The 14531-nt window shown below is 71.1% G+C and carries 15 protein-coding genes; 11 read left to right on the top strand and 4 right to left on the bottom strand.

Annotation, left to right across the window (positions count from 1 at the left end; all coding sequences use genetic code 11):
• Positions 1–9: 9 nt before the first annotated feature.
• Positions 10–495, bottom strand: a complete 486-nt coding sequence (locus AB0I89_RS02010; protein ID WP_357118627.1) for an Rrf2 family transcriptional regulator — start codon at positions 493–495, stop codon at positions 10–12.
• A gap of 129 nt (positions 496–624) precedes the next feature.
• On the opposite strand from AB0I89_RS02010, the gene AB0I89_RS02005 reads away from it, so the two are divergent.
• The 8 genes from AB0I89_RS02005 (at position 625) to AB0I89_RS01970 (ending at position 8439) form a co-directional block, all read left to right on the top strand.
• Positions 625–1359, top strand: coding sequence for an NAD(P)H-binding protein (locus tag AB0I89_RS02005; protein ID WP_357118624.1), 735 nt, complete (start codon positions 625–627; stop codon positions 1357–1359).
• 61 nt (positions 1360–1420) lie between these two features.
• Positions 1421–1996: a nucleotidyltransferase family protein gene (locus tag AB0I89_RS02000; RefSeq protein ID WP_357118621.1), complete on the top strand. Its 576-nt coding sequence runs from the start codon at positions 1421–1423 to the stop codon at positions 1994–1996.
• 9 nt (positions 1997–2005) lie between these two features.
• Complete coding sequence (locus tag AB0I89_RS01995; RefSeq protein ID WP_357118618.1) at positions 2006–2467, top strand: HNH endonuclease; 462 nt, start codon at positions 2006–2008, stop codon at positions 2465–2467.
• Positions 2468–2785: 318 nt separating this feature from the next.
• Positions 2786–5554: a BTAD domain-containing putative transcriptional regulator gene (locus tag AB0I89_RS01990; RefSeq protein ID WP_357118615.1), complete on the top strand. Its 2769-nt coding sequence runs from the start codon at positions 2786–2788 to the stop codon at positions 5552–5554.
• A 114-nt stretch (positions 5555–5668) separates the two neighbouring features.
• Positions 5669–6349: a hypothetical protein gene (locus AB0I89_RS01985; protein WP_357118612.1), complete on the top strand. Its 681-nt coding sequence runs from the start codon at positions 5669–5671 to the stop codon at positions 6347–6349.
• A 140-nt stretch (positions 6350–6489) separates the two neighbouring features.
• A complete protein-coding gene (locus AB0I89_RS01980; RefSeq protein ID WP_357118609.1) occupies positions 6490–6984 on the top strand; it encodes a SigE family RNA polymerase sigma factor in 495 nt (164 codons plus the stop codon).
• Positions 6981–7676 (top strand): hypothetical protein, encoded by a 696-nt coding sequence (locus AB0I89_RS01975; RefSeq protein ID WP_357118606.1) that lies wholly within the window; start codon positions 6981–6983, stop codon positions 7674–7676. Before AB0I89_RS01980 ends, AB0I89_RS01975 begins: the two co-directional genes overlap by 4 nt.
• A gap of 226 nt (positions 7677–7902) precedes the next feature.
• Entirely contained in the window at positions 7903–8439 is a 537-nt protein-coding gene (locus tag AB0I89_RS01970; protein WP_357118603.1) for a DUF4396 domain-containing protein, read from the top strand.
• A 392-nt stretch (positions 8440–8831) separates the two neighbouring features.
• On the opposite strand, the gene AB0I89_RS01965 is transcribed toward AB0I89_RS01970, so the two are convergent.
• The gene (locus AB0I89_RS01965; RefSeq protein WP_357118600.1) at positions 8832–9047 is read right to left on the bottom strand and encodes a helix-turn-helix domain-containing protein; all 216 of its coding nucleotides are present in this window, start codon (positions 9045–9047) and stop codon (positions 8832–8834) included.
• Here AB0I89_RS01965 and AB0I89_RS01960 point away from each other — a divergent pair.
• The 3 genes from AB0I89_RS01960 to AB0I89_RS01950 all read left to right on the top strand — a co-directional run bounded on the left by AB0I89_RS01960 (position 9006) and on the right by AB0I89_RS01950 (position 10801).
• The gene (locus AB0I89_RS01960; protein WP_357119441.1) at positions 9006–9278 is read left to right on the top strand and encodes an NAD(P)H-binding protein; all 273 of its coding nucleotides are present in this window, start codon (positions 9006–9008) and stop codon (positions 9276–9278) included. The two genes, AB0I89_RS01965 and AB0I89_RS01960, sit on opposite strands and share 42 nt — an antisense overlap.
• A gap of 92 nt (positions 9279–9370) precedes the next feature.
• Positions 9371–10084 carry an AraC family transcriptional regulator gene (locus AB0I89_RS01955; protein ID WP_357118598.1) on the top strand — a complete coding sequence of 238 codons (714 nt, stop codon included), beginning with the start codon at positions 9371–9373 and terminating at the stop codon, positions 10082–10084.
• Between the two features lie 57 nt (positions 10085–10141).
• Positions 10142–10801, top strand: a complete 660-nt coding sequence (locus AB0I89_RS01950) for a dihydrofolate reductase family protein (protein WP_357118596.1) — start codon at positions 10142–10144, stop codon at positions 10799–10801.
• 47 nt (positions 10802–10848) lie between these two features.
• On the opposite strand, the gene AB0I89_RS01945 is transcribed toward AB0I89_RS01950, so the two are convergent.
• Entirely contained in the window at positions 10849–14037 is a 3189-nt protein-coding gene (locus tag AB0I89_RS01945; protein ID WP_357118593.1) for a tetratricopeptide repeat protein, read from the bottom strand.
• 19 nt (positions 14038–14056) lie between these two features.
• On the bottom strand, positions 14057–14494 hold the full coding sequence (locus tag AB0I89_RS01940; protein WP_357118590.1) for a hypothetical protein: 438 nt from the start codon (positions 14492–14494) through the stop codon (positions 14057–14059).
• Positions 14495–14531: the final 37 nt, after the last annotated feature.

Raw genomic sequence — 14531 nt, 5'->3', positions numbered from 1 at the left:
GCCGAGCGCTCAGCCGGCGGGGTCGCCCGTGAGCCAGGCGCGGACGGTGGCCAGGGCCTCGGGGCCGGAGTCGACGTCGACGTCGCGGGCGAGGTCGGCGATCGTGATGCCGGCCAGGGCGTCACGCCACGCCGTCTCGGCGGTCCACATGGCGCGGGCGATCGGGCACGCGCCGGTGCAGTCGCCGGGTGGGGTGGCCAGCGGCCCGCGCTGGCGGATCTCGGTGCACACGAAGGCCGGGCCGGGCCCGTCGACGGCGTGGACCACGTCCAGCACGCTGATCGACTCCGGCGCGCGGGTCAGCGCGTAGCCACCGGACTTGCCCTGCACGGAGTGGATGAGCCCCGCGCGGGCCAGCGACTGGAGCTGTTTGGCGAGGTAGCTGCCGGAGACGTCGTGCAGCTCCGCGAGCCGGGCGGCCGGGACCGGCCGGCTGCTGGTGGTGAGCACGACACAGCAGTGCAGCGCCCACTCGACACCGCCGGACATCTTCATCGCCTCACCCTAGCCACCCCTGATACTCGGATCCTTCTTATCCGAGTATAGTTCTCGGACATAAGAGGTCCGAGTTTGCCGGCGCCGCTGGGGCGCCGGGACGAACGGGACACGGAAGGTGGAACGGACATGAAGATCGCTGTGATGGGCGGGACGGGCCTGATCGGCTCCCAGGTCGTCCAGATCCTGCGCACGGCCGGGCACGACGCGTTCGGGCACTCGCAGTCGACCGGAGTCGACCTCCTTACCGGGCAGGGCCTCCCCGAGGCGCTCAAGGACGTTGACGTCGTCGTCAACCTCACCAACTCGCCGACCTTCGACGAGGCCTCCCCCGCGTTCTTCCAGACCACCATGGACAACCTCCTGACCGCCGCTGAGAAGGCCGGCGTCGGACACGCCGTGGTCCTGTCGATCGTCGGCGTCGACCAGGTGCCCGACCTGGCCTACTACCGCGCGAAGGTGCTCCAGGAGGACATCCTCAAGGCCAGCGGAGTGCCGTACTCGATCGTCCGCGCCACCCAGTTCTTCGAGTTCATCGACGCGGTCATCTCCTGGACCGCCGACGAGACCGGCGTACGGCTGCCCAGCACCCCCGTCCAGCCGATGGCCGCGGCCGACGTGGCCCAGGCCGTCGCCGACGTGAGCGTGGGCGCGCCGCTTCAGGGCATCCGCAACGTCGCCGGCCCCGACGTGTTCGGGCTCGACGAGCTGGGCCGGATCACCCTCGCCGCGCGCGGCGACCAGCGGACCGTCACCACCGACGACACCGCCGGCATGTTCGCGGCGGCCCCCGGCGACGTGCTCACCGGCAAGCAGGACGCCGTTCTCGCGCCCACCTCGTACCGGGAGTGGCTGGCGCGCTGACCTGCGGCTGGGCGTCCCGGGACGCGGGGCGTCCGCCGCTCGTGCGGACTAGGCTCTGGCCATGGTCACGGCGGGTCTCCTCCTGGCGGCCGGCGCCGGCCGACGGCTCGGCCAACCCAAGGCCCTCCTGCCCTACCGTCGCCGCCCGCTCGTGGAGCACGCCGCCGGCCTCCTCACCGCCGCCGGCTGCCGACCGGTGCTGGTGGTGCTCGGCGCGCAGGCCGACCAGATCCGCGCCCGCACCCGACTGCCCGAGGTGGTGGTGAACGACGACTGGGCCTCGGGCATGGGCTCGTCGCTGCGGGCCGGGCTGGACTCCCTGGCGTCCAGCCCGGCCGCCGCCGTCGTGGTCACCCTGGTCGACCAGCCCGGCCTGACCCCCGAGGCGGTACGCCGCGTCGCCCGCGACGCCACCGCCGAATCCCTCGCCATGGCCACCTACCGCGACGGGCGACGCGGACATCCGGTGCTGCTCGGGCGCGACCACTGGCCCGGAGTCGCCGAGGCGGCGACCGGCGACCGGGGCGCCCGCGACTACCTCCGAGCCCACGCGACAGCCGTACGACTGGTGGACTGCGCCGACGTCGCCGACGACACCGACGTCGACCTGCCCGAGCACGCCGCCCGCCTCCGATAGGGTGACGCCGTGCTCAGCGAGGTCAAGGGGTTGTCCCGCCACTTCACCGAGGCCAGTCTGCGCGACCATCTCCTGCGGCGTTCGGTACGGCAGGACGACGGCTGCCTCATCATCAGCGGGTACGGCACGCGGCGCGGCGTTCACCAGAAGGTCGCCGGCCGCGCCTGGGCGCACATCGCCGCGTACGTCGTCCTCGTCGGCGGGTACCGCCCCGATCTGGAGGTCGACCACCTCTGCCCGGCGCAGGACTGCATCGAGCCCACCCACCTGCGGCAGGTCAGCCGCGCCGAGAACTGCCGCACCCGAGCGCAGGTCCCGACCTGCCGCAACGGGCACGACCGCGAGATCGACGAGTCGACGGGTCGATACCGCCGGACGTGCCGCGCCTGCAACCGGGACAGCCAACGCCGGTGGCGCGAGCGCCAGGCCGCCGAGGTGAGCCAGGCCCGCTCGGCGTACCTGCCGAACTGACGCCGCGACCCCTCGGCGCGGTGCTGATTCGCGCCCTACGGCGAGCACCTCTGGGTCTGTGACACGGGCCTCGGTCAGCGGCAGCCGGCTCTACGAGGTTCCCGCCGGCGACTGACGCCCTCCGCGCACCACCGCCGCAGCCGGCCCCGGGACTCCGTCAAGGAGTCCCGGGGCCCGCTGCCGTGCCGTCCCAGCCCGTAGACGGCGGTCCTCGCGATCCGGATCCGAGAATGTCTCCGAATACAATGGAGAGACATCTTGAGCGAATCTTGAATCGCCTGGTCAAGCCGGGAACGGCGACAGCGGGGGACGGTGTCGGTGAAGTTCAGGCTGCTCGGCGAGGTCGAGGCGGAGATCGACGGCGCATGGGTCGACCTGGGCCACGCTCGGCAACGCAGCGTCCTGGCGATCCTGCTCATCGAGGCGAATCGCGTCGTGCACGTCGACCAGTTCCTCGAACGCGTCTGGGCCGATAATCGTCCGCAGCGCGCCGTGAATTCGCTGTACAGCTACCTGTCCCGCCTGCGGTCCTGCCTGGCCGACGGTGCCGAGATCTCCCGCCGCTCGGGCGGCTACCTGCTCAGCGTGGACCCGGCCGCGGTGGATCTGCACCGGTTCCGCGACCTGGTCGCCGGGGCGCGCGCCGTGCCCGACGACGAGGCGGCGCTGGGGCGGTTCGACGAAGCCCTCGGCCTGTGGCGTGGCGAGCCCTTTCCCCGGCTGGACACCCCGTGGCTCAACGAGACGCGCGAGGCGCTCACCCAGGAGAGGCTGGCCGCCGAACGGGACCGCACGGACACCGCGCTCCGCCTGGGTCTGCACGCGTCCCTGCTACCGGACCTCCTGCGGGACGCGCCGGCCCATCCGCTGGACGAGCGCCTCGCCGGGCAACTCATGCGCGCCCTCTACCGCTGCGGTCGGCAGGCCGAGGCGCTGGAGCATTACGACCGGCTGCGCCGTGTCCTGGCCGACGAGACCGGCGTCGACCCCGGCCCCGATCTGCAAGCGCTGCACCTGGGCATCCTCAACGGCGACCCGACACTCGCCGCGCCGACGACCGGGACCGCCGCGACCCACCCGACGCCCCGGCAACTGCCGGCCCCACCGCCGTTGTTCACCGGCCGGGTCCGCGAACTGGCCACACTGTCCCGCCTCGTCGAGGATCAGACCAACGACGCGGACGCCGTCGCCGTCGCGGTCATCGGTGGCACCGGCGGCGTCGGCAAGACCTGGTTGGCCCTGCGCTGGGCGTACGACCACCTGGACCGCTTCCCCGACGGCCAGTTGTACGTCAACCTGCGCGGCTTCGACCCCGCCGCCGAGCCGGTGCCGCCACCGGTGGCCCTGCGCGGCCTCCTCGACGCCCTGGCCGTACCGCCCAAGGCGATCCCGACCGGCGTGGACGCGCAGGCGGCCCTCTACCGCACCCTGCTCGCGGGCCGGCGGATGCTGATCGTGCTGGACAACGCCCACGACACCGAGCAGGTCGCCAGCCTGCTACCCGGCAGTCCCACCTGCACCGTCCTGGTGACCAGCCGTCGCCGCCTGGGCGGCCTCGTGGCGCAGGGCGCGCAGGGCTTCACCCTGAACGTGCTCACCGACGACGAGGCCCACGACCTGCTGTCCCGCCGGTTCGGGCCGCGACTGCTCGCGGAGGAACCCGACAGCGTCGCCGCGCTGCTGGCCCGGTGCCACGGCCTGCCACTGGCCCTCAGCATCGTCGCGGCGCGCGCGGCGATGCACCCCGGTCTCCCGCTGCGGGCGCTGGTCGAGGAGCTGTCCGAGGAGGCGACGCGGCTGGACGCCCTGACTACCGGCGACCTGAGCGCCGACCTGCGCGCGGTCTTCGCCTCCTCCACGCGCGCCCTGCAGCCGGAGGCGGCCCGGATGTTCCGGCTGCTCGGTCTGACTCCCGGCCCCCAGGTCGGCCTGGGGGCCGCGGCGAGCCTCAGCGGGCTCTCCCCGCGGCAGACCCGGCCGCTGCTGCACGACCTGCACGAGGCGCACCTGGTCCACCAACAGACGTCGACGCGGTACCGCCTGCACGATCTGGTCCGCCTGTACGCGGCCGAGCAGGTCGAGCGCGACGCCCCGGACCACCGGCAGGCCGCCCTCGTCCGCATGCTCGACCACTACCTGCACACCGCCCACGCGGCGGCCTGCCTGCTCGACCCGGCCCGCGAGCCGATCACGCTGCCGCCCGCCCAGCCCCAACTCACCCTCGATCCGGTGGCCGACCAGGCGCAGGCGCTGGCCTGGTTCCACACCGAACACGCCGTGCTGCTCGGCATCCTGCGGCAGTCCGCGCGCGACGGGCTCGACGCGTACACCTGGCAGTTGGCCTGGACGATGGAGAGCTACCTCGACGAGCAGGGGCACTGGCGTGACTGGACCGCGACGCAGCTCGCGGCGCTGCGGGCCGCGAGCCGGCTCGGTGAGCGGCACTGGCAGGCGTGCTCGCACCGCAGTCTGGGAGTGGCCCACACCCAGCTCGGAGAACTCGACGAGGCCCACCGGTACTACCAGGGGGCACTCGCGCTGTTCGAGGAGCTGGGCGACCCGGTCAGCCAGGCGCACACCCACCGTGGGCTCGGCTGGGCCTTCAACCAGCAGGACCGCTGGTCCGACGCGCTGCGCCACAACGAGCTGGCCCTTGGGCTCTACCGGCAGGCCGGGCACCGGGCCGGGGAGGCGATGGCCGTCAACAATGTCGGCTGGCTGCACACCCAGCTCAGCGACCACGGCGCGGCCGTGGCGTACTGCGAGCGGGCGGTCGAGCTCAACCAGGAGATCGGCGACCAGCACGCCGAGGCGGGCGCCTGGGACAGCCTCGGCTACGCGTACCACCACCTGGGCCGGCACGCCGAGGCCAACACCTGCTACCAGCGGGCCCTCAAGCTGGTCCGCAACTTCCGGGACCGGTACAACGAGGCGGAGATCCTGACGCATCTGGGGCAGAGCCACTCCGCCGCCGGCGAGGCGGAGCAGGCGCGCGATTTCCTGCGGCAGGCGGCCACGATCCTTCGCGAACTCGACCATCCGAATGCCGAGACGGTGGCCCAGGCGTTACGCGACCTCGACGGCTGACCGCCTCCACCACCTCGTCGAAGAGGAGAGTCAAGACTCCCTCAAGGGCCGCCCAAGCCGGCACGCCGACGCTTTCTGACGTCCACCTTCGTCAGTCAGAAAGCAGGAGAACCGATGAGACGGATCCGTATGGCGCTGGTCACGGCGGTCGCCCTCGCGGCGTCGACCCTCAGCGTGGCCAGCCCCGCGTACGCCGCGGGCGACACCCAGCTCGGCATCGACGTCGGCAACATCGCGTGGGAGCAGTACACGTCCACCAACGCCGACGTCCAGGCACGGCTGTCCGAGACCTCGACCGAAGACTGCAACTTCTACACCGGCTTCTGGGCCGACCCGGCCAACGACCGCAATGACGGCACCGCCTCCACCTACGGCAAGTGCGGCAAGACCACCAACGGCTACATGTACCGCGACGGCACCAAGGCCTGGGGGCCGGTGGCGTGGCGCAAGCGGCAATGGTGCGCGGACTTCGCGAAGTTCGCCTTCTACTGGGGCGGCGCGAAGTACACCGGGCTCACCGCGGCGGCGGGCAGCTTCCGGACGTACGGCATCAACAACGGCACCTGGCACGGGCGCGGCAGCGGCTACGTCCCGCGCAAGGGTGACGCGGCGGTCTACGACTGGGACGGCAACGGCAGCTACGACCACGTCGCCATCGTCACGTCGTACTACGACACCAGCACGGACGGCAACCACTACGTGGTCGGCGGCAACCAGTCCGACGGCGTGACCCACCCGCAGTACAGCAACTGGGCCTCGTCCATCGTCGGGTACGCCTCACCGGCCGCGAGGTAGACCGGGCAACGACATCGGCTCCGGGCCCTGCGGGTCCGGGGCCGGTGTCGAACGCCGACCAGCGCTCGGAGAGGGTAGCCGTGCAGCGCCGGGCGGCGGCCGGTGCGTCTTCCTAGTGGAGAGCACTGACGGGAGCGGGCGTGTCGTTCGAGGAATTCGTGGCGGGGTATGGCCGGTCGCTGGTGCGCCTGGCGTTCGTCCTGAGCGGCGATCGGCAGGTGGCTGAGGATCTGGCGCAGACCGTGCTGGCCGACGTGTACCGGCACTGGAAGCGGGTGCGCGCGGCGACAGACCCCGAGGCCTACGTACGCCGCATGCTGGTGAACGCGCATCTGAGTTGGCGTCGCCGGCGCTGGACGACGGAGCGGCCCACCGACCTGCGCCAGGAGACCGGCGCCACGGTGGCCGACCCGGCCGACGCGGTCGCCGCCCGGGACCAGATGCGGGTGCTGTTGAGCAGGCTCGCCCCGCGCGCCCGCACAGTGCTCGTCCTGCGCTACTACGCCGACCTGGACGACGCGGCGGTCGCCGCGGCCATGGGGGTCAGCGAGAGCTCCGTGCGGGCCACCGCCTCACGTGCCCTGGCGAGCCTGCGCGGACCCGCGGCCATCGACGCACAGAGGGAGACCCGATGAGCCAGTCGACCGAGCGCGAGTTGCGCGAGCTGTTCGCCGCCGACGCCCCCGACGCCCCCGACGAACTGGCCGTGGTCGCCGGGGCGGTGCGCAGGGTCCACCGCCGACGCCGGACCCTGATGCTGGCGGCGGCCACGACCACGGTGATCATCGCGGCGGCTGCGTACGGCGTCCACCGGCCGACCGCGACGCCGCAGGCACAGCCGCCGGTCACGTCATCGTCCGCACCGGTCACTCCGACGCCCGCGGCCGACCTGCCGGCCGGGGTCAAGCCCGGCGACCCGCTCGCCTTCGGCGCGGCGCAGTGCGTCAAGGCGTACGCACCAAAGACCCTCGCCGAGCAGGCCTTCGCCTTCGACGGCACCGTGACCGGCATCGGACCGGCCCGAACCGAACGCGGCGCGCATCCTCCGCTGGACCTGCGATCGGTGACGTTCCAGGTGCACACCTGGTTCCGGGGCGGATCCGGGGGCACCGCCGTGGTGGACATGTCGCCGCCCGCCGCCTCGGGCGGGACGGGCGATGCCACGTCCGAGGCTGGCCCGGCCTATCAGGTCGGCACCCGGTTGCTCGTGTCCGGCATGCCCCGCTGGGGCGGCGCGCCGCTCGCCGACCCGATCGCGTGGGGCTGTGGCTTCACCCGGTACTACAGCCCTTCGCTGGCGGCCGAGTGGGCCACCGCGACGAGATGAACGGCCGCCTATCAGGACGGTCCGTCCGTATGAGGTGGCATTGCGGCCGGGGCTGCCAACGCCGGCGAGGGGGCGCTGCGCCCCGGCACCACGAGAACGTGCACTTCTACGCACCTACTCGGTCGGCATCGACGGCGAACTCGCCCAGCTGGGCGATGACGGCTACCGCCCGCTGCGCCTGGACACCCCTGGCCACATATACCCCCTAGGGGTATATTCAGCGGGGTTGAAGGAGGCGAACATGACACACGAACATCACCACCACGAGGGCACGCCAACGCTGGTTGCGGCACACGAGAACGACGGGCGCCCCGCAGCGGCGGCGGGTTGGGCGGTCGCCGCGCAGGCGACACTGCACTGCTTGACAGGCTGCGCGATTGGCGAGGTGCTGGGCATGGTGATCGGTACCGCGTTCGGGTTGCACAATGCCGCCACGGTCGTGCTGTCGATCGTCCTGGCGTTCGTGTTCGGGTACGGGCTCACGATGCGCGGTGTGCTGCGCGCCGGCGTCGGGTTCCGCGCGGCGCTGACGGTCGCCCTGGCCGCCGACACCGTGTCGATCGCCATCATGGAACTGCTGGACAACGCGTTCATCGTCGCGGTGCCCGCGGCGATGGACGCCGGGCTGACCAGCGTGTTGTTCTGGGCGTCCCTCGTGGGTTCGCTGGTCGTGGCGTTTGTGCTGACCATCCCGGTGAACCGGTGGATGATCTCGCGGGGCAAGGGCCACGCCGTAGTGCACCAGTACCATCACGCGCACTGACACGACCGACCCGCGCGGCCGCACCCCAGCTCGGGTGCGGCCGCGGTTGCTGTCTACACCTCCCCGGTCTACGACCACCTCGACAAGCCCGGCTCGGGATCGGCCCATCACACCCGTCACCGGCCGTGCCGCGCGCGCCTGTGGCCTGGAAGCTGCGGGCGGCCCGGGGCGGCGACGGACCGCCGAAACAACAGCGTAAGTGCTTACGCATCTTAACTGTCATTATGGTGCGCGCGCGTTATGTACCGTTTGTGGGCATGAATTAACAGATTGTTGTTACCGGTAATTCGTTAATTGGTGCGACCCGGTCCCCCGGAGGGTTGCGAACGGTTTGCGGGCGTGTCGGCGCGGTCAGATGCTGCCACTGTGGCGCACGACTGCTTGTGGAGCGGTCAGGATCCGGTCGTTGCGGCGCGCTCGCGATTCGCACGGATCTCGTCGTGGTGGTCGGCGGCCCAGCCGATCAGCGAGGTGACGATCTCGTGTAGGCCGCGACCCAGCGGGGCGAGGGTGTACTCGACGCGCGGAGGGACCTCGGCGTAGGCGGTGCGGATGATCAGGCCGTCCTGCCCGAGCTGTCGAACATCAAGGCAGGCTTCGAGGACCACACCGGCGTCGACCAGGTCATCCGTGCCTCGTCCGGCATCGAATGGACCCTGGTCCGCGCCGTGACCCTGACCGACAAGCCCACCGGTGGCACCGTGCGGGCGTCCGAGGCCGGCACCGAAAAGCCCGGCGCACGGATCAACCGCGCCGACCTCGCCCGGTTCCTCGTCCAGACGATCGAGGACGACGCGTGGACCCGCAAAGCGCCCCTGGTCTGGAGCACCCCCGGCTGACCCCTCCCGACCAACCTCTCGATCCCTGATCGCACATCCGCCAGCACACGCCCTAGGCTCAGGAGCCGGTATTGGGACAGCTCGGAGGCGTCATGGCGTTGCGGTTCGAGCATCGTCCGACCGACGCGGACGCGGACATCGTCGACCGCGTGTGGCGCACCACCAGCGACGCCGAGGAGACGATGACGTCCGTGGCGCGTACGTGCTGCCACCTGATCGTCACGCGTTCGGCCGGGCGGCTCCTGGTCTCGCTACGCGGGCCCGAGACCAAGGCGACCACGGCACCGGTCCCGCCGGACGCCGAGTTCCTCGGGATCCGGTTGACGCTCGGCGCTGTCTTCCGGCCGCACCCCGCGACGTCGATCGTCGACAGCCACGTGTCCTTCCCGGTGACACGCTCGGGCCGGGTGGTCATCGGCGGCGAGGACTGGGAGACGCCGACGTACGAGAACGTCGAGCAGTTCGTCCGACGGCTGCGCGACTCGGGGCTGCTGGTTCCCTCACGCCTGACGGGAACCGAGGCCGACCGTCACGGGTCCACGCGCACCCACCAGCGGCAACACCGTGCCGTCACCGGACTGTCGCCGACCGCCGTGACGCAGATCGACCGCGCGAACGCCGCGGCCACCATGCTGCGCGACGGCCTCGACTGGCGCGCGGTCGTCTCGGTGCTGGGCTACTTCGACCAGGCTCACCTGGCACACGCGCTGCGGCGCTACGTCGGACACACCGCGCGAGGGCTGGGCGCCGGTGACGACCCGACGATGTCGTTCCTGTACAAGACCGATCCGCGACCCGGCAGCTAACCTCCGTCGGCCGGCCGCCGGAGGGCGGCGGCCCGACCCACCCGACGGAGGATAACCGTGCTGCTCAGCGTCAACGTCTTCGTGAGCCTCGACGGCGTCATGCAGGGACCGGGCGCCCCGGACGAGGACCGCTCGGACAGCTTCGACCGGGGCGGCTGGCTCGTCCCGCACATGTCCGCGCACACCAACGAGGTCGTCGAGGGCTGGTTCCGTACGGCCGACGCCTTCCTCTTCGGCCGCACGAGCTACGGCCTGCTCGGCGGCTACTGGCCGAAGGTCACCGCACCCGACGACCTGATCGCCGCCAAGCTCAACACCCTGCCCAAGTACGTCGTCAGCGAGACCCTGACCGACGAGGAGGCCGACTGGAGCCCGACGACGGTGTTGCGCACCGACATCCTCGACGAGGTCCGCCGGCTCAAGGACCGGCCGGGCGGGGAACTCCAGGTGCACGGCAGTTGGCGGCTCGTGCAGACGCTGCACGAGGCCGGACTCGTCGACCTCTACCGACTGCTGCAGTACCCGGTCGTCGTCGGCAGCGGCAAGCGCCTCTTTCCGGACGGGTCGACGCCCGCGACGTTCGCGGCCCCGCAGGACAGCGTCCGCGTGTTGCCCGGCGGCGTCGTCTCGTTGACCCTGACGCCGGCGACCCTCGGCGTCCTCTCGACGGGCGCCTACACGGTGGACGAGGGGCGCTCGGTGCCGGTGCTCGGCTGACACCGACGAGTGGCGCAGGTGGTGGGACCGTGGCCATCCCTGAAGGCTCAATCCTTGGTTCTGATCGTAATCCTGTCGAGCTGCTGCCGAAGACCGTTCGCTTCGTCCCTGCGGCCGACTCCTTCCAGCACATCGGCCAGAGTCCGGTACGCGGAGAGTGCTTGGCCTGCGAACTTCTGCGGCATACGTTTGGCCAACGATCCGTAGAGCTGAGTCGCCTCGGTGATCGCCTTCAAGGCTTCGGGCAGGTTCTGCTTCGCGTCTGCGCACACCGTGGCGTATGTCCACAACGACATGGCGAGGTCGGGTAGGTGGGTGTCCCGGTTCGTCTCGGCCAGTTGCCGCCGGACGGCCACGATTTCCTCGGCCGGGGCGATGGCCCGTTCGCGGCGGCCCAGCGCGAACAGGATGCTGCCGACGCTGGTCAACGAGGTGGCGAGGTCGGCTAGGTAGACGTCCGGATTTACCTCGGCCAGCCGCCGGTGAATGACGGCGGCGGCCTCAGCAGCAGCCAACGCCTGCTCAGGGCGGCCCAGCGCGGACAGACAGGTGCCGAGGTTGGTCAACGACGCCGCGAGGTGGGGTCGGTAGGCGTCCGGATTCGTCTCGGCCAGCCGCCGTCCGATGGCCACGGCTTCCTCGGTCGGGGCCAGGGCCTGCTCAGGGCGGCCCAGCGCGGACAGGTGGGCCCCGAGGTTGGTCAACGAGTCGGCGAGGTCGGGAAGGTGGACGTCCGGGTTCGTCTCAGCCAACCGCCGTCCGATGGCCACGGCTTCCTCGGTCGGGGCCAGGGCCTGCTCAGGGCGGCCCAGCTCGAACAGGTAGGCGCCGAGGTTGTTCAACGAGTCGGCGAGGTGGGGAAGGTGGACGTTCGGGTTCGTCTCGGCCAGCCGCCGCCGGATGGCCACGGCTTCCTCGGCCGGGGCCAGGGCCTGCTCAGGGCGACCCAGCGCGGACAGGCGGAGGCCGAGGTTGTTCAGCGACAGGGCGAGGTCGGGTAGGTAGGAGTCCGGATTCGCCTCGGCCAGTACCCGGTAGGTGCCGGCGGCCGACTGAGTCGCGGCCAGCGCCTGCTCACGGCGGCCCAGCGCGGACAGGCAGTTGCCGAGGTTGTTCAACGACAGGGCGAAGTCGGACACGTAGAAGCCGCGTTTCTTCTCGGCCAGCCGCCCCAGGATGGCCACGGCTTCCTTGGCTGGGGCCAGGGCCTGCCCGGAGCGACCCAGCTCGGACAGGCAGGCGCCGAGGTTGTTCAACGAGTTGGCGAGGTCGGATAGGTAGGCGTCCGGGTTCGCCTCGGCCAGCCGCCGCCAGGTGGCCACGGCCTCCTCGGCCACGGCCAGAGCCTCCGCCAGGCGGCCCAGCCGGGCTAGAACCGCAGCGACAGTGTTCAGCGACGTGGCAAGAAAGGGTAGGTAGTCGCCCGGGTCTGCCGCGGCCAGCCGACGGAAGACGGCGACAGCCTCCTGGACCGGAGCCACGGCCTGCTCGCCGCGACCCAGCTCGGACAGACGAAGGCCGAGGTCGCTCAACGAGGTGGCGAGGTTTTCTTGGTGGGCGTCCGGGTCTGCCGCGGCCAACCGCCGCCAGGTGGCCACGGCCTCCTCGGCCACGGCCAGAGCCTCCTCCTGGCGGCCGACACGGGCAAGGCGGAAGACCTGTTTGGACTGCAGAACAGCTTGTTCGGCGGGATCAGTGGTGTGGGCGAGGCGGTGTGCGGTCAGCACGCTCGTCACGGCGGCCGCGGCGATGTCATAGTTTATGTGCCTCTCGATCGGTAGCAGAGGTTCGATGCTCTCCAGCACCTCGATGCTCACGGATCGGCTGGTGGCGAGAGCGGTCAACGCGGTGCCGCCCGCTCTGATCGCGAGATCGGGATGTGTGCGCAATAGCGGGTAGAGGAGAGTGCTGCCCACGTGGGGCCAGCGGTCAGCGGCCGCGGCGAGGAACATGATCGATCGGGAGAGCACCGAGCTTGTCGAGTCGTCCTGGGAGCGGGCGGTCAGGAGAGCGGTTGCGGTGCGGGGTGCCCAGTCCTGCGCGGGGTAGTCGGTGTGGTGTCCCGGCAGGGTGAGTGCGAGGAAGTCCTCGGTGAGCCGGTCCGGATAGAGGGGTTCCAGGACGGTTGGCTGGTTGGGTTCGGCAGGTGGATAGCAGACCGTGTGGTCGCGGAGGATCTGTTCGACATCTGGCCCGACACCGAGCTGTTCGAGAAGCTCGGCGCCGGCGGTGCGGTCGAGCGCGCCGGTGAGGGCAGCGGTGAAAACGGCGTGGTTCATCACGTCGCCGGGGGTCCGATAGCCGCTCCCGGTTCCCGTGAGGCCGTCGTGGTAGAGCCGTCGCCAGTGCAGTTGTTCCCGATTGAGCAGGTACCGGGTCAGGGCGTCCATGCCTTCGGGAGGCCGCTCGCCGCTGACAGCGGCGTCGACGGCGACCAGGGCGGCCATGTGTACGGCGAGGGTGAGCCCGAACTCGGGACTGTCGAGCGGGACCGAGGGCAGGATCGTGGAAGGGCGGGGATGCCGGTAAATGGCGGCGAACCGGTCGCGGGCCGCGGTGAACATGGTGGGCCGGGCGTGATCGGTGGGCAGGTCGGGGAGCCGCTGGGCGCTCGTGTGGCCCCGATAGTTGTCGAGGATGGCGCTGATCGCCGGCCACGTGTCCAGGCTGCGGCCGATCATGAGAATTCGGGTGGGGACGCCGACCTGGTGAAGCAGGGTGTTCTTGAGTAGCCAGGTGAGGTTGCTCAACAGCCACCGGTCGGCGTAGTCAACCACGAGAAGAAGCCCGGCGGTCCCGGTCAGGGCGAGGTCGTGGCTGCCGGGCTCGGGCCGGTCGGCGTCGGGACCGTGGAACGCGGCAACCACTTTCCAGCCGGCGCTGAGCGACTCGGCCGCGAGTTGGGCGGCGAGACGGGTCTTGCCCTGCCCGCCGGGCCCGTGCAGCCAGCGCACGCTCAGCCGCGGCGGTCCGCTGTCGCGCCACTGCCGCAGGTCGGCGAGTTCCTGATCGCGGCCGGTGAACGGCACCACGGCGCGTCGGGCGTTGAGCATGCGGCTGGGCATCTGCCGCAGCCAGTCCACGTCGGCGTCCGGTTCGGGTTGCCAGTTGGCCAGCAGGTAGAGCGGTTCGCCGTTGGCGAAGACGTGGATGTCGGCGTTGATCACGCCGTAGGCGAACCCAGCGACCGACGTGACCTGCTGGAAGGAGGGGTGTGGTTCCTCTGCCGTGGCCATGCGATCCATCGACTCCCGCTCACGCTTCCGTCGACGGTGACGCCTCGTGGTAGATGATGTTGCCGTTCTGGACGCCGAACGCGACGCCGTGGTCCCGGGCCACGATGTTCTGGATCTGCACCTTCTGCTCGGCGGGTAGCCGGGCGGTGACCTCGGTGACAAGGGCCCGCAGGTCATCGATGACGGCCGGGTCGTCTTCGGCGAGATCCTGCAACCGGGTCAGCCATTGCGGCTGCTGCTGGGCCCGGACCTCGACCTGCTTGTCCGCCGGTGCCTGCTCCACGGTGGCCGCCAGCGCATCGAGCCGACGCGCGGCCTTCGCCTCCTGGTCGGCGCGACCGCGTCCGAACAGCCGGATGAACCCCGGGCGAGCCAACCCGTTCCACACGTCCGTAGCGGCGGCGGTCACCAGTGTCGTGGCGCCGATGGCCAGCACCGCCTGAATGTCCGGGGTCACGTCTCTCCTCGCCGGTGGTAGGCGCACTCGCGTTCGG

The sequence above is a fragment of the Micromonospora sp. NPDC049801 genome (assembly GCF_040656575.1).
In the GTDB taxonomy this organism is placed as follows: Bacteria; Actinomycetota; Actinomycetes; order Mycobacteriales; family Micromonosporaceae; genus Micromonospora.
Note: the sequence above shows the minus strand (reverse complement) of the source record. Positions and strands in the feature narration are given on the sequence as shown.

Coding starts and splice junctions, on each gene's coding strand:
- AB0I89_RS02010 (WP_357118627.1), bottom strand. CDS start 495: ATGAAGATGTCCGGCGGTGTCGAGTGGGCGCTGCACTGCTGTGTCGTG.
- AB0I89_RS02005 (WP_357118624.1), top strand. CDS start 625: ATGAAGATCGCTGTGATGGGCGGGACGGGCCTGATCGGCTCCCAGGTC.
- AB0I89_RS02000 (WP_357118621.1), top strand. CDS start 1,421: ATGGTCACGGCGGGTCTCCTCCTGGCGGCCGGCGCCGGCCGACGGCTC.
- AB0I89_RS01985 (WP_357118612.1), top strand. CDS start 5,669: ATGAGACGGATCCGTATGGCGCTGGTCACGGCGGTCGCCCTCGCGGCG.
- AB0I89_RS01975 (WP_357118606.1), top strand. CDS start 6,981: ATGAGCCAGTCGACCGAGCGCGAGTTGCGCGAGCTGTTCGCCGCCGAC.
- AB0I89_RS01955 (WP_357118598.1), top strand. CDS start 9,371: ATGGCGTTGCGGTTCGAGCATCGTCCGACCGACGCGGACGCGGACATC.
- AB0I89_RS01945 (WP_357118593.1), bottom strand. CDS start 14,037: ATGGCCACGGCAGAGGAACCACACCCCTCCTTCCAGCAGGTCACGTCG.